The following is a 22,897-nucleotide window of genomic DNA, read 5'->3' as shown; positions in this document are numbered from 1 at the left end:
GCCATGCACCGCATCCTGCCCCTGCTGCTCATCCTGCTCGCCGGAGCCCCGCTCCGCGCCCAGCAGGAGGTGATGGTGAGCCAGTACATGTTCAACGGGCTCTTCCTCAACCCGGCCTATGCCGGCAGCCATCCCTTTGTGAGCGGCAGCCTGCTCCATCGCGAGCAATGGACGAACATGCCCGGCGCGCCGCGCACCAGCATGGCCGCCGTGGACGGTCCGCTCTGGAACAACCGCATGGGCCTCGGGCTCTCCGTGGTGCATGACCAGATCGGCATCAGCCGCGACCTCGACATCTCCGGCCACTATGCCTACAGCATCCGCACCGGCGGAGCGAGCCGCCTGGCCTTCGGGCTTCGGGCAGGACTGTCGGTGTACTCCGCACGCCTCAGCGAGCTCACCTATTGGGACGAGGACGACGCGGTTTACGCGCAGAACCTGAAGAACGCGCTGGTGGGCAAGTTCGGCTTCGGCCTCTACTGGCACGATCCGCGCACGTACGTCGGCCTCTCCGTGCCCAACCTCTACAGCGCTGACGATCAAGTGAGCCAGGCGAACGCCACCGTGGTGGACGACTACTTCACGCGTCACTTCTACCTGCATGCCGGCCGCGTGTTCCCGGTGAGCGAGAGCATCGACATCAAGCCTTCCATCCTCCTGAAGGTGGAGCCCGCGGCGCCACCCCAGGCCGACATCAACTGCAACGTGCTGTTCCGCGATCGGCTGTGGGTGGGGGCCGGCTACCGCACCGGCGACGGCGCGATCGCCATGGTCGAATACCAGATCACGCCCGTGTTCCGCGTGGGCTATGCCTACGACATGACCACCTCGCGCCTGCGCCGGTTCAGCGGTGGATCGCATGAGGTGATGCTCGGCATCGACCTCGGCAAGGACCCCATCCGCATCAAGTCACCCCGTTACTTCTGACCATGAGCCCCACCGTGCGCCACACCCTCCTCCTGGCCGGCGCGGCCCTGCTGACCTCCTGCGCGAGCCTGCACCTGCACAAGGGTGACAAGGCCTTCGACCTGATGCAGTACCGCAAGGCCTCCGACCACTACGACCGCGCCTTGCGCAGCTCGCCCGATCGCCGCACCCAGCTGCGGCTGGCCGAGGCCCTGTACCACCGGAACGACCCGCACCGGGCCCGCGAGTTCTACGCCCTGGCGGACGCCACGCACCGCCTCAGCGGCGACACCGCGCTGCGCTACGGACAGATGCTGCTCTCCTCCGGAGCGCCGGACGCCGCAGGCGCGCTCTTCCTGCGCGTGCTGGAGGAGACGCCCGAGGACCGACATGCCCAGGACCTCTTTGCCTCCACGCGCGACGTGGCCCTCTTCTATGCCGACAGCGGACGGTACATCGTGAACCGGCTCACGCTTCAAGGCCTGACCACGGCCTTCAGCCCGAGGCCGCACGGCAAAGGCCTCCTGGTGGTGGGCGAACGTCCCGCACCGGCCTCCAAGACCGACCCCTGGGACGGCCTCTCCTACATGGACCTGTACACGGTGAACAAACGCACGGTGGTGACCTGGACCGAGGCCATGCCCCTGCCCGGCGCGGTGAACGGTCCCTACCACGAAGGCCCGGCCGTGGTCTCCCCCGACGGGCGCACGCTCTACTTCACACGCAGCGACTACCTGAAGCGCAAGCTGATGAAGGATGACGGCAACACCAGTCACCTGATGCTCTTCCGCGCCACGCTCGACAGCGCAGGGCAGTGGAGCGACCTGATCGACTTCCCCTACAACAGCCCCGCCTGGAGCACCGGGCATCCCGCCTTGAGCGCCGATGGCCGCACCATGTACTTCGTGAGCGACAAGCCCGGCGGACTGGGCGGTGCCGACATCTGGATGAGCGAGGACCGGGGTGCCGGCTGGACCGCGCCGGTGAACCTGGGGCCCACGGTGAACACGCCGGGCAACGAGCTCTTCCCCGTGGTGAACGGTCGTTCGCTCTACTTCTCCTCCACCGCGCACCGCAACATGGGCGGACTTGATGTGTTCGAGACCCATCCAGAGAATGATGGGTGGAGCACACCGCGCAACCTCAACGCCCCCCTGAACACGCCGTTCGATGACTTCGGGCTGGTGCTGGACAGCACCGAGCAGGGCGGCTACCTCAGCAGCAACCGCGAAGGCAGCGATCAGGTGTACGTGTTCTGGGCCTATGAACCCACCTTCTTCGTGGAAGGTGAGGTCGTCGGCGATTCCGGGCTCTTCCTGCCGAACGTGCATGTCACCCTCACGGACCTCACGTTGAACGAGGACGTCACGGCCATCACCGGTCCCAATGGGGCCTTCTCCTTCCCCTTGAAGGCGAACACCGACTACCGCATCAAGGCCGAGCATGTCGACCACCTCACGCGCACGATCGACCTGAGCACCAAGGGCCTGCTGCGTTCCGATACGCTGCACCATGGCATCCAGCTACAAGGCGCGCAGGTGGGCCAGAGCTTCGTGCTGAACAACATCTACTACGACTACGACAAGTGGGACATCCGGCTGGATGCCGCCAAGGAGCTCGACCGTGTGGTCCAGCTGATCAACGACAATCCGCACCTGAGCTTCGAGCTCAGCGCGCACACCGATGCCCGTGGAAGCATCCCGTACAACCTGGTGCTGAGCGATGCACGCGCCAACAGCGCCGTGAACTACCTGATCCGCCGTGGTGCCGACCCCGCCCGCATCCAGGCCATGGGCTATGGAGAGGAGCGGCTGGTGAATGACTGCCGGGACGGCGTGAAGTGCAACGAAGAGGAGCACCAGGCCAACCGCCGCACCGAGTTCAAGGTGGTGAAGGCCGATCAGGCCTCCATGGGCCGATAGGGCTCAGCGCCCTGCCGGGCCGTGGAGGAAGGTCCAGCTCTGCGCCGCCGATAGCTCGGCGATGTGGAGCTCGCCGGCGCCATCACGCCACTGGCACGCGACCCGACGCGCCCGCGACCTTCGCTCACGCACCAGCATCACCCGCTCCATCGTCATCCGGTCCTGGCGACGACGGCGCATCGAACGATGACCGGGCTTCTCCATGCCACCAAGATAGCCCGCGAACGGACAGGGACCACCCCGGTGGTCGAAACGCACTAGACCGCCACGGCGCTGCTCACCCGCCGCTGCGGGAACGCCCCGATCAGGTGGCGCCGGACGAAACGCGGCGTGGCATCGGTCCCCACGAACTTGTTGTACGTGTTCGCAGGCACGCCCACGAACACGTGCTCGCTGCCATCCCCGAAGGTGAGGCTCAGCACCCGGCCCTTGTACTGCCAGCCCGCGATGCCGCTGGCGAGGGTGCGCTCGAACTCCTCGGCCCGCGCGGCCCGCGTCTCCGGATGCAGGCCCTCCAGCAGCTTGTAGGCCGCGATGATGCGCTGGCTCATCGCCTCGGCCGCCGAGCGCTCCGCCTCGTCGGTGAAGCGGTCGGGGTGGTGCTGCTTCATCAGCCCCTTGTACAGACCGTTCAGCTCCTTCAGCGACAGGTCCGCGGTGGCCCCCAGCAGGGCGCGGCTTTCGGCGATCTCCTTCATGGCTCCGGAATTCGGGCCGCGAAGATCGGGATTTCCAGTGAGTTGACCGCCGCGTCGCGGCCGCACCTAATGATGGATCCTTCCTTCGCTCCGCTCCACGAACCACATCGCCATCTCCCCCTTGCCCTTCGCCTGGACCTTGCCGCGGGGGGTGAACGTGAATGCCGGTGAATGGTGAATGGGAGTTGGCGAATGGGCAGGTCCACCATTCGGTATCGACCATTCGCCATTCACCTTCCTTGCGTCTCTCACCAGTCCGTACGTGGCCTCACTGATGTTCACCTTCCCCACCTCGCCGGAGGATTCCATGCGGCTCGCGGTGTTCACCGTGTCCCCCCAGATGTCGTACTGGAACTTCTTCACGCCCACGATCCCCGCGACCACCGGGCCACTGTGGATGCCCACGCGCATCTCGAAATAGGGCTTGCCGGCGGCGATGCGTTCGGCCTTATGCCGCTGCATGAAGTCCTGCATCTCCAACGCCGCATGCACCACGTCCGCAGGCCCACCGTGCGTGGGGTCGGGCAGTCCGCCGGCGGCCATGTACGCATCGCCGATGGTCTTGATCTTCTCGATGCGGTACTTGCCCATGATGGCGTCGAAGGCCATGAAGCAGGCGTTGAGCTCCTGCACCAGTTCGGCCGGACCCACCTGCTCGCTCAACTGCGTGAAACCGCGGAAGTCGGTGAAGAGCACGGTGGCCCGATCGAAGTGCTTCGCATCGGCGGCGCCCTTGGCCTTCAGCTCCTCGGCCACCTCGGCGGGCAGGATGTTGAGCAGCAGCTCGTCCGAGCGCTCCTTCTCCGTGCGCAGTTCGGCCGTGCGCTCCTTCACCTCCGCGTCCAGTTCGTCGCGCTGGCGGGCCACCAGGCGGTTGTGATGCGCCGAGCGGATGCCGAGGTACACCGCCACGCTCACGGGAACGGCCACATACGCACAATAGCCGGCCAGCGTGGACAGCCAACCGCTCACCGCCATGCCGGTGAACTCGCTGACCACCAGCAGCAGGAGCGTGAGCAGCAGGGAGGCCACCGCTCCGGCGCCCACCCAGCGCTCGGTTCCGCCGGACCGTAGCAGCCGGATGCCCGATCGCACCACCTCGATCGTGAACCAACCCATGCCGATCGACAGGACCAGGCCGCCCAACAGCGCACCGACCACCAGCGGAATACTGGTATCGGTGAAAGTGAGGCCGTCCTGAGTGCTGGCCAGGCCGGCCCGGGTGCTGGCCACGAAGGCCAGCAAGGTCAAGGTCATCGCCACCACCGTCCAGGTGAACCGGCGCGCTCGCCGTGCGGTGAGGTCGCCGCGCAAATGGCGGAGCACCATGATGAGCAGGAACAACGGCCAGGGCATGAGCACCGTCGCCAGCGCATCGAACGCGGCCGCCGTGCCGTCCTGCAAGCCCAGCAGACGCTGCTCCCCGCCGACCTCGGCCACCGTGGCCAGCACCGATACGAGCGACAACAGCGCCAGCAGACCCCAGCCGCTATCCCGTTTGTCATCCGACCAGATCAGCACGGACAGGACGAGAATGATCGCGTTGATGCCGATGTAGATGCCGTAGTGGAAGGTGGTCCGTTGCACGGCATATGCCCGATCGGCCGCATGCAACGTGGCGCGCAGACCCAACTGCAGAAGGCCAGCTCCTGGCTTTCCCACCAGCCGCAGTGCGATCACCTCCACCTGGCCATCGGCAGCGAAATGCACGGGGACCTCGACCACTGGCAGCGAATCGGAGCGGGGCAATAACGCGTTGTCGACCCAATGGGGCGCGTCGTCGATCCCGCCGGTGCGCACGCCGTTCATGAACACCTCGAACGGGACCCCGCTGACCACCCGCAGCAGGAGCGGCGCAGCCTTCAGTTCCGGACGCGCGATGAGGTGGAGCCGCACCCAGTGAACGCCGTCCGCTGAGCGCAGGCTCTCCCGTTCCGTTCCGATCACCTTGGCCCATCCGCTGTCCACCAGCCCGCGGCTCGCGTGGATCACTTCATCCAGCGGTGAATGCACCGGTCCGCACTCCGCCATCAGGTCCATGCCGGGCACTTCATGGCCCACACCGGGCACCACGGTCATGTGCTCCCGCAGCTGGCGGAGCGATACCACCTCGACGCCCCTGCTCAGGGTGTCCACCTCATTCACGACCACATCCACGGGCTGCGCCAGTGTGGGCCCGTGAGCCCAGGCCAGAACCAGCCCAAGGAGGAGATACGGGCGGCGCATGGCGAAAAGGTAGGTGGCAGCATCGGACCGGACGGTGTTCGTAGCCTTGTGGGACGTGCTGAACGCTGCCGACATCGCCTGGCACATGCGCCTGTTCGCCCAAGGTCTCGGGCATCAGTGGATCACGCCCAACGTGACCTACTACGCCTGGGAGAGCGACCTGTTGACCGTGACCCGGGACGGGTACATCTGCGAGGTGGAGATCAAGGTGAGCCGCAACGACCTGCGCAACGACCTCCTGAAGCCCAAGCACAGCCAAGGCATGCTGCTGAACGGATCCTTTCAGGTGAAGCCGGAGGATGTGCTGCCCACACGGTCCGAGGCCCTTGAACTGGAGCGACGTGGGCGCGGTGAGGCCACCTGTCGCCGGCCCAACTACTTCTGCTTCGCCATGCCCTGCGATGTGTACCGCAAGCCACATCCCATCGCGCTACCCCCCTATGCCGGGGTGTACACCGTGGATGAGGAAGGGCGGGTGTTCGAGGAGAAGCGGCCCATCCAGCTGCATGGTGCGCGTATCGCACAGAACGACCTGCTGGACCTCGCGCGGCGCATCCACCACCGCTATTGGGAGGAACTGAGGCGTGCGGACCGAGGAGCGACAGGGTAGTTGGCGGCACGACGCGAGCTGCGGTCCACTTGCGCGGTGACCTCACTGCACGAGCGTGAGAACAGCCGCCCCATCGCGCTCCCGGAAGGACCGCACTTACGGCACCTGCGCGTTGCGCGTGGCGGTGGGTACCGTGCCCCCGATGTTCTGCAGGATGATATCCCGGTCGTTGGCACTGCCGGTGTATTTCACCTGACCGTTCATGTTCACGTCCTCGCGACGGTATTGCCCGGTCACCGTGGCCGTCGGTACAGTGCCTCCGATCGCCTGAAGGATGGGATCGCGATCGTTCCCTCCACCAGTGTACTTCACCTGGCTGTTGAAGGTCACATCACCCGCCCACAGCACCAGGAAAGCAGGAGCGGTACCGACCGTCTTTCGGGCGTTCGTCCCGAATGTGGGCACCCCCGCGGAAGTGAGGTCCACACCAGCCGACGTCCACCCCAGCGTGGCCGGGGAAGCGGTCATAACGCCCAGGTGGTTGCGGTGTAGCACTGCCACCTGATAGCCGCCCTCGCCCACTGCGAAGCGAAGCGCAGAGGTGCCATCCACGTCCACGATATCACCGTCGCGTTGCAGCAAGGCGCTCCTAGCCGCCAGCACCACCTCCGGCTGCGCCGGGTCACGCAGTTCTACGAGCACCCAGTCCACCACTGCGTCATTCCCGGTGACAGACAGGACCAGAGCCGCGGTCGAACTTCCGCCGCTTCCGGCAGGCCAGGCATAGCCCAGGGCCGTGTATGGCTCAACCAGAGGTACAAGCCCCGCCGCACGCAGCGCATCGTTCATCAGTCCGATCCCCACATCCATCGGGCCTTCCAAGAGCACCCGCACCTGCACGTCCGCGGCACACCCAGTGCCATCCACGGTCACCGTCACCTCCGCTCCGTCCATGCAACCCGCGGTGTTCGTTCCATCCACGGAGTAGGTCGTGGTCACCGGCGGCCTGGTCAGAACGCTGGACCCGGTGGCTCCGTTGCTCCAGGCATAGTCCACCGCGCCGGTGGCTACGAGGGGCACGCTGTCCGCCGGGCACACCGGTCCGGCCGGACCCGAGATCTGCACGGTGAATCCGCCCTGGGTCACCTCCACCTCCTCCGACCAACGCACGAATCCAAGGGGCGACGTACTGCGGCATCGGTAGTACGCGGTGCCACCTGTGTTATCGACCCATACGTGCTGACCCACCGCACCGGGCACCGGTGCGAAGTCCGCTGTCGGGCAACCGGAAGAGCCGCAGGTGGAGACCATCCACTGGTGCTCGATGTCCGACTCGCTCTCCAGGTCGATCAACCGCAGCAGCACCGGGTCGTTGGCAGCGCAGGTGAGCGACGTGGCCGCATGCCCTCCCACCGGCGGTGGCACACAGCCGCAGGAGGGGGCCAGCACCAGCGTCACCGGTACGGTGTCGGTTTCGATGAACGGCACACCGGTCCCCAGGTCCGTGCCTTCCACGGTATGAACGATGTCGTATGTACCGCTCAGCGGGTAATAATGGAATGGCGCGGTCGCGGTGGAGGTCTGTCCATCGCCGAAGGACCAGGTGCGTGCGTTGACCGCCATGCCGGGTGGCGCCGGTGCGGGTGTCAACGAGATCGAGGTGCCCGAGGAGCTGAAGCTGAACTTGGCCGTACCACTTCCCCCGTTCGGCGGCGGAGGTGGTACGGCGCACAGCACCTTCACCGTCTTGCAGAACTTCACCTTCTGCGTCTTGCTGCAAATGGCCGTTAGGCACACCGCGTAATAGCCTGACCCTTTGTAACAATGTGTTGCGGTCTGGTTGAACGAGAGGTTGCCGTCGCCGAAGGACCAGACCCATTTCGTGGGCGCGGTACAACCGACGGGCAGGTTCGCCGTGGCGGTGATGCAACAGTTGTTCACCGAGACATTGATCCCAGTGGGCAGGCAGCACGGCGGTGCGCAGTTCACCGTTACTTGTTTGCAGACCTGGTGGTAGGTCATGGTGCCGTTGGAGCCCATGCAGCAGTCGATGTGGCACACCGTATAGGTGCCGGGGCCTGGGAAGCAGAACGAGGTGACGTCACCGGCGTTCACTGTGGCCACATTGCCGAACACCCAACGCTCACAGCCGTTGGGGTTGCCCTCTGGCGTGAGGTCATTGAAGTTCACGCAGCACCCGCTCACCGTGAAGTTGAAGTCGGCGTCCAATGGGCACGGGGGCGGACAGTTCACCTGGATCGTGGTGCAGCTCTCCTCGCGACAGACCACACCGTTGGTGCCGAGGCCGCAGTCGGCATAGCAGATGGTGTAGGTGCCGGTAAGGGGGAAGGTGAAGTTCACCGACGCACCCGGGCCGCTGAAGAGCACCGTGTTCGCGATGTCGGTGATGGTGAAGAAGGGACAGAAGCCAGGGTTGTTGGCCGTCAGGGTCCAGGTGCAGTTCGGCCCCACCGTGGTGGTGTAAGTGAGGTCCACTGTGCAGTTCTGGCACTGCTGCGTATTCGGGGTCTGCGTGCTACTGGCGTAGGTGCCCGGTGTGATCACATATGTAGGCGCTTGCGGCACAGGTCCGTTCCACTCAGTGAGCGGTATCGGCACGCGGGCAAAGCCGGGATCGATGTACGAGCAGGAGTCCACACCACTGAAGTATGGATGCACGATGTGGTTCTCCTCATCCGTGCCGACATCCTCGAAGGCGGCCAGTGTCACCTCGTTCACACCAAGCTGGGCGAACATCTTCGGGTGGTAGATCCGCGAGTGGGTGCCGGTGGTGTACTTGTCGAAGATCGTTGTGTTCGGCGAGTAGCCCACTGATTGGACCGGATAGGCGTACTTGCTGAATGAGGGGTCAACGGCAGGTGGAGAAGGGAATGGCAATGGGTTGGTACCCTTGTCATATCGGAACGAGAACGGGAACAGGCCTGAGATCGTACCAGCCGTCTGATTGTGGCCGTACCCGGAAATGATCAGGATGGCACTGTTGCACGTGGCCCCGAACTCGTAGACGAAGTACTGCGGACTGTTCGCCAGGAACCGGCTGCACAGGAAGGGATCGATGATCCCGGTACCCTGCTCGAACGTAATGAAGCCTCCGCCCTGGCTGCTGGAGTGGTTCGTCAACTGGTACAGCTCCAAAGGCGCATCGTCGAATGCCGCATCCACGGCCACGGTGCTACTGCCAGGTGTTGTGGTATCGCTGTATCGCTTGGTCCAGAGCGCCGTTCCACCAAGGTTCAACTCACCGGCGAGGGCCACCTGTTCACCCGTTGGCGAAGAGCCGGAGCCACCCACGAAATAACCCTGCGCACCTGCCCACATGTACGTGCCATGTGAGCACATGTCCCAGTCGGGCGTGCCGGCCGGGATCGGCGAGTCATACTTGGCCACCCACTGGAAGGCGAGCGCGTTGGTCAGCTTCAGCGCATAGCCGCTCTTGGCGTCCGTCGGTGCATATCCCACGGCTTCGAAGCCGGTGACGAGGTAGCCCCCGTTGGGGTCGGGCGGGAAGTAGGGTGGGCTGCCCGACGGCGTCTCGTAGAACGCGCTGTTGATGATGTTCAACGCCGGCGTGTGGCGGTTCAGGCTCTGCACCTGGATGTTCACCTTGTTGATGAAGTTGAAATTGGTGTCCACGCGCAGCACGAAGCCCAGGTCCAACGCGCCCAGCGTCTCGTATCCGCAGATCACGTACGAATGGCCGTTGCCTCGGCAGATGTCCAGCGCCACCTCATCCCCGGTGGGTGAGAAGAAGATCTTGTCCAGCACCACGTTGCCCGAAGCGTCGAGCTTCACCAGGTGTATGTCCTTGGTGGCACCCAGCGTGGTACTGACTTGGATGTAATGCAACCCCAGGATCGACTTCTCCATGGCCGTGTGGTCATCCGACATGGTATGGATATACGTGTTCCTGAACTGCGCGGACAGGGGTCCAGGCAGTGTGGTACAGGCGATCACCAAGGCCTTGGTGATGATGGAGCGTGGCATGTTGAAAGGGGTTCGGTCAGTACAGAAGGAACGGTGCCGGCAGGGGAACCGGCCGATCAAAGCTATCAGAAGCTATCGACCGAGCAAGCCCCCACCGGGAGGTCTCCGAATGCACGTCCGAACGGTGTAGGAACAGCTCGTCGATGGGCCGGCCCGTGCGGCGATGGCAGGCGGCCACAGGGCGGCCTCAGGTCTGCACCTTCTTGCTCCCGCGCTGGATGACCGCCTCGCTGTATGTGATGCCTTCGACCTTCGACAGGCTCCATGCCATGAAGTCGAAGTACTTCAACGCGAGGCGCTCCTGGGGGTCCTCCATCAGCTCACTAAGGCGCTCGTGAAGGCTGCGGTGCAGATCACGACGGGCACCGGGTTGCGTGGCACGCGCCAGACGCTTCACGTGATCGATCAACACCGTCTCGGTCTCGTTCGCACGATGCCGCTTGCTGAGGAACCGATGGGTGCTGCGCACGATGTACTCCAGCAGGTCGAAATTGCCAAGCTCATAGTGCACCACGAGGTTGAATAGGCGCGCATAGGTGAAGAGGTCCTGACGCAGCGTGGGCTCGGTGTCGTTCAGCAACTTGTTCAGCCAGAACAAGGCCTTGTTCATCTCCCCCGCGCCGAAATAGGCGCAGCTCAGGGCCCACCAGAACTCAAGTTCGTGTTCCTTATGCAGGCGCGGACCCTCCTCCTCCAGGCCGGTCAGTACGGCCGGAACGAGCTCCAGTGCCTTAGCGTGCTCACCCATGCGGTCGAGCAACCGCAGTTCGCTGAGGTAGCTCGCATTGAACACCTGCACCGCGATCTGGATGCCCCCGAAGGCCGGTTCATCGGTCATGGCCCGCATGAGCTTGATGTGCTCCCGAGCGCTCTTGAACTCGCCCAGCTCGATCTGTGCGTTGATGATGTAATGCAGCGTCCGGATGTAGCGCTTGGCCAGGTCGGCGCGCAGGGCCTTCTCCTTGTCCAGGATCTCCTTCACCCGCATGAACTTGGTGAGGCTGGTCCGCCAATCGCGCTTGGCCCACTGGCAGAAGCCTTGGGTGTAGTAGCAGATGGTGGCCGCGCGGCGGGAGAGCGCCGTGTTCTTGCCCTTGATCAGCGGGTGCTCGCTGATCTCCTCCACCATGGCATGCTCCTCCTCGGTGCGCACATAGCCGCCGCTGCGGAACACGTAACCCGCTCTCGTAAGCCTCCTCCAGAAGCATCTTCTCCCAGTTGAGCAGCTCGAAGAGGTAGTAGAACTTCTCGTTCTCCCGAGCGATGCGCTTGGCCCTGTGCAGCAGCTTGTTGCACTCCTTGTACAGGGCCTTGTCGTACAGGATCTCGATGTTCTTGATCTCCTGCTTGAGGATGCCGCTGATGGTGCTCTCCGCATGGTAGGCCCGCAGCGCCTTCAGGATCAGCTTGTACAGGTGGTTCTTCTCCGAGGGGAAGTGCCGGATGAAGGTCTCCTTGGCGAACTGCCGCTTGAGCGCCTCCTCATCGTAGGTGCGCTGCTTGTCCACCGCATCGAAGATCCGCAGGTAGTTCTTGTCGCCCGACTGGAGGGTGCTGTGCAGCTTGAAGAAGCGCTTCTCGCTCTTGGTGAGGGAGCGGACCAGGTCGTGCAGTTCGGTGCTGGGCTTCATTCCTCCGTGGGATCACAACGCATGTTCTCAAATGTAGGGATCCTGTCAGCCTTCAACGGTCATGCGATCGTCGGCTTTCGCCCGGTTAGCTTTGGGCGGTGACGAACGACCCGGGACCTCGGATGGAACAGCCCGACCCCGCCCTTCGTTCGCACCCCACCTCCATGCGCCCCCTGCTGCTGCTCGTCGCCGCCTTCGGCCTGAACACCACCTTCGCTCAGACCACCTGCCTGGAGTCCAAGCGGACCCATGCAGGTCCGCTTCAGCGCAGCGGCCTGCAGGACCAGCGCAGCGACAGCATCGACATCCTGCATACCACCCTCCACCTCGACCTCACCGACTGGGCGAACGATCGGATCTCGGCGCATGCGGTGCTGCGCTTCGCCCCGCTGGTGCCTGCCGTGGAGGCCATCCGGCTCGACCTCATCGACCTCACCGTGGACTCGGTGCTCGACGCCAACGGCCTCGACCTCGCCTTCACCCACACCGCCGGCACCCTGCTCGTGGACCTTGGCCAACCCTACGGACCCGGTGACGAGGTCGAGATCGCCGTGCATTACCAGGGTGAACCCGCCACCGACCCCAGCAACTTCGGCGGTTTCTACCTGGAGAGCCAGTACCTCTACAACCTGGGGGTGGCCTTCACCAGCCAGCCCCACAGCTACGGCAGAAGCTGGTTCCCCTGTTTCGACAACTTCGTGGAACGGTCCGCCTTCAGCTTCCACGTCACCACCACCGGTGGGCGCACTGTGTGGTGCAACGGGAACCTGCTGGGCACCTCCGCGCTGGGCGGGGATACCGTGCGCACCGAGTGGGAGCTCCAGGAGACCATCCCCAGCTACCTGGCCTCGGTGGCCGCCGCCAACTACCGCAACGTTCACCTCCGCTTCACGAGCATCGACGGCGACACCATCCCCGTCGACCTCGCCGCCCTGCCCGGCGACACCGCCCAGCTCCGCGCTTCGTTCATCCATCTTCAGGATGCCTTCGACCGCTTCGAATCGTGCTTCGGGGCCTACCGCTGGAACAGGATCGGCTATCACTTGGCCAGCCGCGGCGCCATGGAGCACAGCACCAACATCACCTATCCGGACTTCATCGCCGACGGCTCCACACAGTACGAGGCCACCATGGCCCACGAGCTCGCCCACCAGTGGTTCGGCGACCTGGTCACCTGCGCGCGGGCCGAGGAGATGTACATCAACGAGGGCTTCGCCGAATACCTGAGCTACCTGTTCCTCGAGGCCGTGCATGGACCCGGCCGCTACCGCAGCACCGTGCGGGCCAACCACTACGCCATGCTGCGCCGCTGCCACTGGGAGGACGGTGGCGAGCACTACGCGCTGGCCGATGTGCCCCAGGACCACACGTACGGGGAGCATAGCTACAACAAGGGGGCGGACGTGCTGCACACGCTCCGGAGCTACCTGGGCGAAGCGGCCTTCTGCAACGGGCTCTCCAGCTTCCTGGACGCCTACGCCTTCCAGCCGGTGACCACCGCACAACTGCGGGACCACCTCTCCGCCGCCACCGGCCAGGACCTCACGGCCTTCTTCGACGACTGGATCCTGCAGCCCGGTTGGGCGGGTTTCGAAGTGGACTCCTTTGCGGTGGCGCCACAAGGCGGCCAGTACGCCACCACCGTGCATGCCGAGCAGAAGCTCCGGGCCGCGCAGCACCTCTGCACCGATGTGCCCATGTCGGTGACCTTCGTGAGCGCCACTGGCGATCGCTGGAGCCCGAACGACCCCGTGCCCTTGGGCGGTGCCCTGACGACGTTCACCGTGGACGTTCCCTTCCCTGCGGTGGACGTGCTGCTCAACGCGGATGATCGCATCAGCCAGGCGGTGACCGCCGTGGAGGACACGCTGACCGGACCGGGTACCGTGAACCTCCAGCAGGCCGACATGATGCTGATCGCCCAGAGCGTTCCCTCACCGACCCCTGTGCGCGCTGAGGAGTACTGGACGGCGGCGGATGTCTGGACGGATCAGCCGTTCCTGTACATGCCCTCGCCCGACCGTTGGTGGCGGGTGCATGGCAGCTTCGCGCCCGGTACGCAGATCCGCGCCCGCTTCGGCTATGATGGCCGGGCCAACAGCGCAGGCGGTCTGGATGTGGGCCTGATGGAGGACCTGCCCGGCCTGACCTTCCACGAGGACAGCCTGGTGCTGCTCCACCGGCCGAACGCCCACTTCCCTTGGAGCCTGTGGCCCCAGCAGACCCGCACCATCCTGAACAGCCCGACGGACCGCACCGGTCGCATCGAGGCCGATGGCCTTCAGCCCGGCGACTATGCTTTGGCGCGTCGCACCAGCGCCGTGGGCCTGTCGCCGAGCCTGGCGCTCCTAGGGGTGCGCACCTGGCCCGATCCCGCCACCGATCACCTGATGGTGGCCTGGCCGACCGATCCACCGACCGGCACCGTGGTGCGCCTGCGCGACCAGGCCGGACGCCTGCTCCGGGAGGTGGCCTTGGTGCAGCCGCTGACCCGCATTCCGGTGGACGACCTGCCAGCACAGGCGGTGCACGTGACCGCCGTAGGGGCCGATGGCCTGGAACGCGGGATCGGTCGTGGTACGATCGTGCGCTGAGGCCGGTCAGCCTGTCGGCATGTACCGCGCGTTCCTGCCCCCGCCTTCCCGCACCAGGCGTCCCTGCGCCACTGCATCGCGCAGGTCGCGGCTGGCCGTCGCGGTGCTCAGCTCGGGATATCGAGCGCGGTAGTCCTTCCGGTGGAACCAGCGCCGGGGCGCCAGTTGTAGGAAGCCGGCCACGCGCTCGGTACCACCGCGCACCGGATCGGGCATGGCCAGCAGCTCGGCCAGGGCCTCATCGATCCGTTCCAGCATGTAGGTGATGAAGCCCCCGCAGTCACCCTGGCGGTCCGCGTACTCCAAGGCCGCATGGTAGGCCGGCTGCGTGCGGTGAATGAAGGCCTCCACCGGCAGATAGGCGAAGACCGGCCAGTATCGCATCAGCACCCGTCGCTGCCACAGCCGCGCGAGGCGACCGTTCCCGGCACTGAAGGGGCGGAGGTAGACCAGCGCGAAGTGCAGCATGCAGCTCACGATCACGGGCGGCGTGTCGTCGTTCTCCACGATGTGGAGCAGCTCGGCCACTTGCACCGGAAGGTCGTCGGCCGGTGCGCGCCGGAGGGGCGGCGGGTCTCCGTACAGGACATCCATGGGACCTGTTCGGAACTGCCCCGCATCCAGCGCTAGCCCATGCATCAGCACCCCGTGCGCCTGTCGGAGGTCGCCGATCGCATGCGGATCCAACCCGGGGAGCAGCTCCAGCGCACGGTGCGTGTTCAGCACCTCCAGGGCAGCCTGATCGGCGCCGGCCAGCGGGCGGCTCACCAGCTCCGCCACGGGAAGAGGGTCCAGGGCGCCGCCCTCCAAGGCCAACATCGCGTGCACCGCGCTCACCCGGTAGGCCTTGGACAGCTCGGGGAGCGGTGTGTGCAGGTGTCTGGCCTGCACCTCCCCCAACCGGTGATGGATGGTCGTCAACAGGTTCAGCATCCGGCTGTGGAACGTGTAGAACGTGTAGGCCGACGAAATCATGATCAGATCATTTGATACTATGCGAAAGTAGATCAACGTTCCGGTGCGCGTCGTGGGCCTACCCCAAAACCGCCCCGTGGCCCCGAGCTGAACCCCGGACATGGGCATCCTCCACTCGCCTGGCCTTCAGCGCATTGAAACCACCTTGACCGATCGGTCCAAGGACCGCTTTGGGCCCTGGCGCCCGCCCTGGGCGGAAAATTCCTTCAACAGGAGTTGGTTGAAAGGCCGGGATATCTACCTTTGCAGCCCGTTTTTCGCGCCCAAACTGGGCGGAAACGACTGAAAGACAAGAGAAAACGAGCCGATGCCAACCATCCAGCAGCTCATCCGCAAGGGGCGCGAAAAGGCGCAGTACAAGAGCAAGTCGGTCGCACTGACCAGCTGCCCCCAGCGCCGTGGCGTGTGCACCAAGGTGTACACCACCACCCCGAAGAAGCCCAACTCGGCCCTCCGCAAGGTGGCGAAGGTGCGCCTGGTGAACGGGTACGAGGTCATCGCCTACATCGGCGGTGAAGGCCACAACCTGCAGGAGCACAGCATCGTGCTGGTGCGCGGCGGTCGCGTGAAGGACCTACCAGGTGTGAAGTACCACATCGTGCGCGGGGTGCTCGACACCGCCGGCGTAGAGGGCCGCAACCAGCGCCGTTCCAAGTACGGCACCAAACGTCCCAAGCCCGGCGCCAAGCCCGCCGCCAAGAAGTAAGCCGTCATGCGCAAGACCACGACCAACCGGTACGTCACCACCCTGCCCGACCCCAAGTTCGGCGATGTGCTGGTGACCAAGTTCGTGAACAACCTGATGTACTCGGGCAAGAAGAGCAAGGCCTTCGACATCTTCTACGACGCGATCGACATCGTGGGCGAGAAGAGCGGTGAGGACGGCCTTGAGGTGTGGCGCAAAGCCCTGCAGAACGTGACGCCCCAGGTGGAGGTGCGCACGCGTCGCGTGGGCGGTGCCAACTTCCAGATCCCCCAGCCGGTGCGCGATGACCGCAAGCGCAGCCTGGCCATGAAGTGGCTCATCGGTTACAGCCGCGGCCGCAACGAACGCAGCATGGCCCAAAAGCTCGCCAACGAGATCCTCGCCGCCAGCAAAGAGGAGGGCGCCGCCTTCAAGAAGAAAGAAGAAGTCCACAAAATGGCCGAAGCGAACAAGGCCTTCAGCCACTTCCGCTTCTAAGCCAACGAGCACAGCCACATGGCCCGCGACCTCAAATACACGCGCAACATCGGCATCATGGCGCACATCGATGCCGGCAAGACCACCACGTCCGAGCGCATCCTGTACTACACCGGCCTGGTCCACAAGATCGGCGAGGTGCATGACGGGGCCGCCACCATGGACTGGATGGAGCAGGAGCAGGAGCGCGGCATCACCATCACCAGTGCCGCCACCACCACCAGCTGGGACTACCGCGGCGAGAAGTACAAGATCAACCTGATCGACACGCCCGGCCACGTGGACTTCACCGTGGAGGTGGAGCGCAGCCTGCGTGTGCTGGACGGTGCCGTGGCACTCTTCTGCGCCGTGGGCGGCGTGGAGCCCCAGAGCGAGACCGTTTGGCGCCAGGCCAACAAGTACCAGGTGCCCCGCCTGGCCTTCGTCAACAAGATGGACCGCAGCGGTGCGGACTTCTTCAACGTGGTGAAACAGATCCGCGAGCGCCTCGGCGCCAATCCCGTGCCCCTGCAGGTGCCCATCGGCGCCGAGGCGGACTTCAAAGGGGTGGTGGACCTGATCAACAACCGCGGCATGGTGTGGAACGAGACCGACCAGGGCATGACCTGGAGCGAAGTGCCCATTCCCGCCGACCTCGTCGACACCGTGAAGGAGTGGCGTGACAAGCTCATCGAAGCCGTCGCCGAAAGCGACGACAAGTTGATGGAGAAGTACTTCGCCGATCCCGACAGCCTCACCGAGGCCGAGATCATGAACGCGGTGCGCATCAGCACCATCAACATGAGCATCACTCCGGTGCTCTGCGGCAGCGCCTTCAAGAACAAGGGCGTGCAGACCATGCTCGACGCTGTGATGGCCTATCTGCCCAGCCCGATGGACATCGCCGCCGTCACCGGCACCGACCCCGACACGGGTGAGGAGCTGATGCGCCGCCCCGACGCCAAGGAGCCCATGGCCAGCCTGGCCTTCAAGATCGCCACCGACCCCTATGTGGGCCGCCTGGCCTTCTTCCGCTGCTACAGCGGTGCGGTGCCCGCTGGCAGCTACGTGAAGAACATGCGCACGGGCAACAAGGAGCGCATCAGCCGCATCTTCCAGATGCACGCCAACAAGCAGAACCCCGTGGAGGTGATCGAGGCGGGCGACATCGGCGCGGCTGTCGGCTTCAAGGACATCCGCACCGGCGACACCCTGTGCGACGAGAACAAGCAGATCGTGCTGGAGAGCATGAGCTTCCCGGAGCCGGTGATCGGCATCGCCGTGGAGCCCAAGAGCCAGGCCGACATGGACAAGATGGGCACCGCCCTCTACAAGCTGGCCGAGGAGGATCCCACGTTCCGTGTGCACACGGACGACGAGACCGGCCAGACCGTGATCAGCGGCATGGGCGAGCTGCACCTGGAGATTATCGTTGACCGCATGAAGCGCGAGTTCAAGGTGGAGTGCAACCAGGGTGCGCCCCAGGTGAAGTACAAGGAGGCCATCAGCGGCTCCGTCGAACACCGGGAGGTCTACAAGAAGCAGACCGGCGGTCGCGGCAAGTTCGCCGACATCCACGTACGCATCGAGCCCCAGACCGACATCACCAAGGAGGGGCTTGAGTTCGTGGACGAGATCAAGGGCGGTTCCATCCCCAAGGAGTTCATCCCCGCTGTGGAGAAGGGCTTCAAGGCCAGCCTGCAGAACGGCGTGCTCGCCGGTTACCCGATGGAGAGCCTGAAGGTGACCCTGTACGATGGCTCGTTCCACAACGTGGACTCCGACGCGCTGAGCTTCGAGATCTGCGCCAAGAGCGCCTTCCGCGAGGCCGTGCCCAAGTGCAAGCCGGTGCTGATGGAGCCCATCATGAAGATCGAGGTGGTGACGCCCGAGGAGAACATGGGCGACATCGTGGGCGACCTCAACCGCCGCCGCGGCACCATCCAGGGGATGGAGGACCGCTCCGGTGCCAAAGCCATCAAGGGCACCGTGCCCCTGAGCGAGATGTTCGGCTACGTCACCAGCCTCCGCACCCTGAGCTCCGGTCGTGCAAGCAGCACCATGGAGTTCAGCCACTACCAGCAAGCCCCCAACAACGTCGCTGAGGCCGTCCTGGCCAAGGTGCGTGGCAAAGTCTCCGCCTGACCCCCTACTGCGATGACCCAAAAGATCCGCATCAAGCTGAGGTCCTACGATCACAACCTCGTCGACAAGAGCGCCGAGAAGATCGTGAAGACCGTGAAGAGCACGGGCGCCGTGGTGAGCGGTCCCATCCCCCTGCCCACCCACAAACGCATCTTCACCGTGCTGCGCAGCCCGCACGTCAACAAGAAGGCGCGCGAACAGTTCCAGCTCTGCAGCTACAAACGCCTGATGGACATCTACAGCTCGTCCAGCAAGACGATCGATGCCCTGATGAAGCTGGAGCTCCCCAGCGGCGTGGACGTGGAGATCAAGGTCTGACGGATAGGGTAAGGGCGACGTCAACGTCGCCCCGACAAAAGACACAGAAGCCATGAGCGGATTGATCGGCAAGAAGATCGGAATGACCAGCCTGTACGACACGGACGGGCAGCTTGTGGGCTGCACCGTGATCGAGGCCGGTCCCTGTGTGGTGACCCAGGTGCGTACCACCGAGAAGGACGGCTACGAGGCCGTGCAGCTCGCCTACGGGGAGCGTGGTGAGAAGAACGCCACCAAGGCCCTCGCCGGCCACTACAGGAAGGCGGGCACCACCCCCAAGGTGAAGGCCCATGAGTTCAAGGAGTTCGAGCAGGACCTGAAACCCGGCGACACCGTCGGCGTCGGCCTCTTCGAGGAAGGCTCCTTCGTGACCGTGACCGGAAACAGCAAAGGCAAGGGCTTCCAGGGTGTGGTGAAGCGCCACGGCTTCAACGGCGTTGGTGAGACCACCCATGGTCAACACGACCGGAGCCGAGCCCCGGGGTCGCTGGGCGGAAGCTCCTACCCCGCCCGCGTGTTCAAGGGCCTGCGCATGGCCGGCCGCAAGGGCGGTGAACAGTACACCACCGAGAACCTCAAGGTGGTGAAGATCGACAAGGATAAGAACCTCCTCGTGCTGCGCGGTGCCGTCCCCGGTGCCAAAGGCAGCTTGCATCGCCAGAAGGGCACCGGTGGCAGCCGTAAGGGTTCCATCAAGAGCCCGCTGTTCAAGGGCGGTGCACGCGTGTTCGGCCCCAAGCCGCGCGACTATTCCTTCAAGCTCAACAAGAAGGTGAAGGACCTGGCCCGCCGCAGCGCCCTTACCTACAAGGCCAAGGACGGCGCCATCGCCGTGCTCGAGGGCACCGGCATCAAGGCCCCCAAGACCAGCGCCTTCGCCGGCATGCTCAAGGCCTTCAGCCTCAACGACCGCAAGGCCCTCGTGGTGCTGCCCGCCAAGGATGAGAACGTGCTGCTCAGCGCGCGCAACATCCAGGGTGCCCGCGTGGTCATCGCCAGTGAGGTGAACACCTACGACATCATGAACGCCAACAAGGTGCTGATCGTGAAGGACGCGATCGCCGCCCTGGAGGCCACCCTCACCAAGTAAGCCATGAGCCAGATCCTCATCCGACCGATCATCACGGAGAAGATGACCGCCCAAGGCGAGAAGGAGAACCGCTACGGTTTCGTGGTGGCCCGGGAGAGCAACAAGCTGCAGATCCGCGACGCGGTGAAGAAGCAGTACGGCGTGGAGGTGGACAGCGTGCGCACCATGATCGTGCGTGGCAAGCGCCGCACCCGCTATACCAAGACGAACATCCTGCGCGGGTCCAGCGCCTCCTACAAGAAGGCCATCGTCACCCTCAAGGCGGGCGAGACCATCGACCTGTACAGCAGCATCTGACCCGCAGCACCGAACGACCCATGGGCATCCGCAAGCTGAACCCCGTCACCCCCGGCACGCGCCACCGGGTGATCACCGACTTCGAGGGCGTCACCACGAACGTTCCCGAGCCCAGCCTGACCACGGGCCGCACCAAGAGCGGCGGCCGTAACAACCAGGGCAAGATGACCATGCGCTACATCGGCGGTGGTCACAAGCAGCGCTTCCGCACGGTCGACCTCAAGCGCAACAAGCACGGCATCCCCGCCACGGTGCGCACCATCGAGTACGACCCCAACCGCAGCGCCCGCATCGCCCTGCTGGTCTACGCCGACGGCGAGAAGCGCTACATGCTCGCCCCCACCGGCCTGAAGGTGGGCCAGGAGGTGCTGAGCGGCAAGGGCGTGGCCCCCGAGGTGGGCAACACCCTTCCGCTGGCCGAGATCCCGTTGGGCACCCTGGTGCATAACGTGGAGCTGCAGCCCGGCAAGGGCGGCGCCCTCGCCCGTAGCGCCGGCACCTTCGCCCAGCTGAGCGCTCGCGAAGGCCGCTATGCCACCCTGAAGATGCCCAGCGGAGAGCTCCGCATGGTGCTGTGCGACTGCCTGGCCACCGTGGGCAGCGTGAGCAATGCCGAGCACATGCTGCAAAAGAGCGGCAAGGCCGGCCGCAGCCGCTGGCAGGGCCGTCGCCCCCGCACCCGTGCGGTGGCCATGAACCCGGTGGACCACCCCATGGGCGGTGGTGAGGGACGCGCCTCCGGCGGTCACCCCCGCAGCCGCAAGGGCCTGCTGGCCAAGGGCAAGAAGACGCGCCACCCCAAGCGCACCACGAGCAAGTTCATCATCGCGCGCCGCAACAGCAAGGCCGCCTCGATCTGATAGCCAGTCATGAGCCGCTCCCTCAAGAAACCGCCGTTCGTCCACTACAAGCTGGCGAAGCGCGTCACCGACATGCAGAAGTCCGGCAAGAAGGCCGTGCTGAAGACCTGGTCGCGCGCCAGCACCATCACCCCCGAGTTCGTCGGCCTGACGCTCGCGGTGCACAACGGCAACAAGTTCATCCCCGTGTACGTGACCGAGAACATGGTGGGCCACAAGCTGGGCGAGTTCGCCCCCACCCGCACGTTCCGCGGCCACTCCGGCAACAAGAAGCAGTGATAGCCCATGGGACAGCGTAAGAAACTGAGCGCCGAGAAGCGCAAGGAGGCCATGAAGGAAGTGGCCATCGCCCGCCTGCGGAACGTGCCCACCAGCCCCCGCCGCATGCGGCAGGTGGCGGACAACATCCGCGGCCTCGGTGTGGAGAAGGCCCTGAGCATCCTGCAGTTCAGCACCCGCCACGCCAGCAAACCGATGTACAAGCTGCTGCGCAGCGCCATCGCCAACTGGGAGGCCAAGCACGAGGGCCAGCGCGCCGACGAGGCCGGGCTGATCGTGCGCAGCGTCATGGTGGACGAGGCCCGTGGCCTGAAGCGCATGCTGCCCGCCCCACAGGGCCGAGCCTACCGGATGAAGAAGCGCTCGAACCACGTCACGCTCATCGTCGACACCGCCAACAACTAAGACCCGTACCCTCGGACCATGGGACAGAAAGCACACCCGACCGGCTCGCGCCTCGGCTACATCAAGGGCTGGGACAGCAATTGGTACGGCGGCGACAACTACGTCGACAAGATCGTCGAGGATGAGCGCATCCGCCAGTACCTCATCGCCCGCCTGAAGAAGGCCAGCGTGAGCAAGATCATCATCGAGCGCACCCTGAAGCTCGTCACCGTCACCATCAACACCGCCCGCCCCGGCGTGATCATCGGGAAGGGCGGCGCCGAGGTGGACAAGCTGCGCGAGGAGCTCAAGAAGTTCACCGGCAAGGATGTCCAGCTCAACATCTTCGAGATCAAGCGCCCCGAGCTGGACGCCAAGCTCGTGGCCGACAGCATCGCCCGTCAGCTCGAGGGCCGCATCAGCTTCCGCCGCGCCATGAAGATGGCCGTGGCCAGCTCCATGCGCATGGGTGCCGAAGGCATCAAGCTCACCGTGGCCGGCCGCCTCAACGGGGCGGAGATCGCGCGCACCGAGAGCTACCGCGAAGGCCGTGTGCCCCTGCACACCCTGCGCGCGGACATCGACTTCGCCATCAGCGAGGCCCACACCAAGATGGGCCGCATCGGGGTGAAGTGCTGGATCTGCCGCGGCGAGGTGTTCGGCAAGCGCGACCTGAGCCCGAACGTGGGCCAGCAGAAGGGCGCCAAGGGCCCCGGCGGACCCCGCCCCATGGGCGAGCGTCGCGCCGGCAGTGAGCGCCGCCCCGGTGGTGGTGGTGAACGTCGCGGTGGCGGCGGAGATCGTCGCCCGGGCGGAGATCGTCGTGGAGGAGGTAACCGCAGCAATAACTGATCG

The 22,897-nt window shown here is 65.0% G+C and carries 21 protein-coding genes; 15 read left to right on the top strand and 6 right to left on the bottom strand.

The genetic code is table 11. From position 1 onward, the window contains the following. Positions 1–3 precede the first annotated feature (3 nt). Together IPJ87_17980 and IPJ87_17975 are read left to right on the top strand one after the other, a co-directional pair. Positions 4–927 (top strand): type IX secretion system membrane protein PorP/SprF, encoded by a 924-nt coding sequence (locus IPJ87_17980; protein ID MBK7943735.1) that lies wholly within the window; start codon positions 4–6, stop codon positions 925–927. Between the two features lie 2 nt (positions 928–929). Then, complete coding sequence (locus IPJ87_17975) at positions 930–2,828, top strand: OmpA family protein (protein ID MBK7943734.1); 1,899 nt, start codon at positions 930–932, stop codon at positions 2,826–2,828. 3 nt (positions 2,829–2,831) lie between these two features. Here IPJ87_17975 and IPJ87_17970 read toward each other — a convergent pair whose 3' ends face one another. The 3 genes from IPJ87_17970 to IPJ87_17960 form a co-directional block, all read right to left on the bottom strand. Continuing rightward, complete coding sequence (locus IPJ87_17970; GenBank protein MBK7943733.1) at positions 2,832–3,032, bottom strand: hypothetical protein; 201 nt, start codon at positions 3,030–3,032, stop codon at positions 2,832–2,834. A gap of 53 nt (positions 3,033–3,085) precedes the next feature. Continuing rightward, entirely contained in the window at positions 3,086–3,526 is a 441-nt protein-coding gene (locus tag IPJ87_17965; GenBank protein MBK7943732.1) for a KTSC domain-containing protein, read from the bottom strand. A 66-nt stretch (positions 3,527–3,592) separates the two neighbouring features. Beyond that, a complete protein-coding gene (locus IPJ87_17960) occupies positions 3,593–5,752 on the bottom strand; it encodes a hypothetical protein (GenBank protein MBK7943731.1) in 2,160 nt (719 codons plus the stop codon). A gap of 55 nt (positions 5,753–5,807) precedes the next feature. On the opposite strand from IPJ87_17960, the gene IPJ87_17955 reads away from it, so the two are divergent. Continuing rightward, entirely contained in the window at positions 5,808–6,362 is a 555-nt protein-coding gene (locus IPJ87_17955; protein MBK7943730.1) for a hypothetical protein, read from the top strand. A 96-nt stretch (positions 6,363–6,458) separates the two neighbouring features. Here the strand turns inward: IPJ87_17955 and IPJ87_17950 are convergent, their stop codons facing one another. Beyond that, positions 6,459–10,307: a hypothetical protein gene (locus tag IPJ87_17950; GenBank protein MBK7943729.1), complete on the bottom strand. Its 3,849-nt coding sequence runs from the start codon at positions 10,305–10,307 to the stop codon at positions 6,459–6,461. 187 nt (positions 10,308–10,494) lie between these two features. Beyond that, complete coding sequence (locus IPJ87_17945; protein ID MBK7943728.1) at positions 10,495–11,481, bottom strand: hypothetical protein; 987 nt, start codon at positions 11,479–11,481, stop codon at positions 10,495–10,497. Positions 11,482–11,584: 103 nt separating this feature from the next. Here IPJ87_17945 and IPJ87_17940 point away from each other — a divergent pair, with 103 nt between their 5' ends. Further along, on the top strand, positions 11,585–12,040 hold the full coding sequence (locus IPJ87_17940) for a hypothetical protein (GenBank protein ID MBK7943727.1): 456 nt from the start codon (positions 11,585–11,587) through the stop codon (positions 12,038–12,040). Positions 12,041–12,102: 62 nt separating this feature from the next. Continuing rightward, positions 12,103–14,532 carry a M1 family metallopeptidase gene (locus IPJ87_17935; protein MBK7943726.1) on the top strand — a complete coding sequence of 810 codons (2,430 nt, stop codon included), beginning with the start codon at positions 12,103–12,105 and terminating at the stop codon, positions 14,530–14,532. A gap of 6 nt (positions 14,533–14,538) precedes the next feature. On the opposite strand, the gene IPJ87_17930 is transcribed toward IPJ87_17935, so the two are convergent. Beyond that, positions 14,539–15,507, bottom strand: a complete 969-nt coding sequence (locus IPJ87_17930) for a Fic family protein (protein ID MBK7943725.1) — start codon at positions 15,505–15,507, stop codon at positions 14,539–14,541. A gap of 307 nt (positions 15,508–15,814) precedes the next feature. Between IPJ87_17930 and IPJ87_17925 the strand changes: the two genes are divergently transcribed. From IPJ87_17925 to rpsC, 10 genes are read left to right on the top strand one after another with little or no spacing between them, the layout of a single operon-like run. Further along, entirely contained in the window at positions 15,815–16,213 is a 399-nt protein-coding gene (locus IPJ87_17925; protein MBK7943724.1) for a 30S ribosomal protein S12, read from the top strand. A 6-nt stretch (positions 16,214–16,219) separates the two neighbouring features. Then, positions 16,220–16,690, top strand: a complete 471-nt coding sequence (rpsG, locus tag IPJ87_17920) for a 30S ribosomal protein S7 (protein MBK7943723.1) — start codon at positions 16,220–16,222, stop codon at positions 16,688–16,690. Positions 16,691–16,708: 18 nt separating this feature from the next. Continuing rightward, positions 16,709–18,814, top strand: a complete 2,106-nt coding sequence (gene fusA, locus IPJ87_17915; protein ID MBK7943722.1) for an elongation factor G — start codon at positions 16,709–16,711, stop codon at positions 18,812–18,814. A gap of 12 nt (positions 18,815–18,826) precedes the next feature. Beyond that, positions 18,827–19,132: a 30S ribosomal protein S10 gene (gene rpsJ, locus IPJ87_17910; protein ID MBK7943721.1), complete on the top strand. Its 306-nt coding sequence runs from the start codon at positions 18,827–18,829 to the stop codon at positions 19,130–19,132. Positions 19,133–19,184: 52 nt separating this feature from the next. Continuing rightward, a complete protein-coding gene (gene rplC / locus IPJ87_17905) occupies positions 19,185–20,222 on the top strand; it encodes a 50S ribosomal protein L3 (protein ID MBK7943720.1) in 1,038 nt (345 codons plus the stop codon). A 3-nt stretch (positions 20,223–20,225) separates the two neighbouring features. Next, positions 20,226–20,519 (top strand): 50S ribosomal protein L23, encoded by a 294-nt coding sequence (gene rplW, locus IPJ87_17900; protein MBK7943719.1) that lies wholly within the window; start codon positions 20,226–20,228, stop codon positions 20,517–20,519. Between the two features lie 20 nt (positions 20,520–20,539). Next, entirely contained in the window at positions 20,540–21,379 is an 840-nt protein-coding gene (rplB, locus tag IPJ87_17895; GenBank protein MBK7943718.1) for a 50S ribosomal protein L2, read from the top strand. Between the two features lie 9 nt (positions 21,380–21,388). Next, positions 21,389–21,658, top strand: coding sequence for a 30S ribosomal protein S19 (rpsS, locus tag IPJ87_17890; protein ID MBK7943717.1), 270 nt, complete (start codon positions 21,389–21,391; stop codon positions 21,656–21,658). Between the two features lie 6 nt (positions 21,659–21,664). Further along, positions 21,665–22,063 carry a 50S ribosomal protein L22 gene (gene rplV, locus IPJ87_17885; GenBank protein MBK7943716.1) on the top strand — a complete coding sequence of 133 codons (399 nt, stop codon included), beginning with the start codon at positions 21,665–21,667 and terminating at the stop codon, positions 22,061–22,063. Between the two features lie 18 nt (positions 22,064–22,081). Further along, on the top strand, positions 22,082–22,894 hold the full coding sequence (gene rpsC / locus IPJ87_17880) for a 30S ribosomal protein S3 (protein ID MBK7943715.1): 813 nt from the start codon (positions 22,082–22,084) through the stop codon (positions 22,892–22,894). Positions 22,895–22,897: the final 3 nt, after the last annotated feature.

This window comes from Flavobacteriales bacterium, assembly GCA_016713875.1.
Taxonomy (GTDB): domain Bacteria; phylum Bacteroidota; class Bacteroidia; order Flavobacteriales_F; family PHOS-HE28; genus PHOS-HE28.
This window is presented reverse-complemented; position numbering and strand designations above follow the sequence as displayed.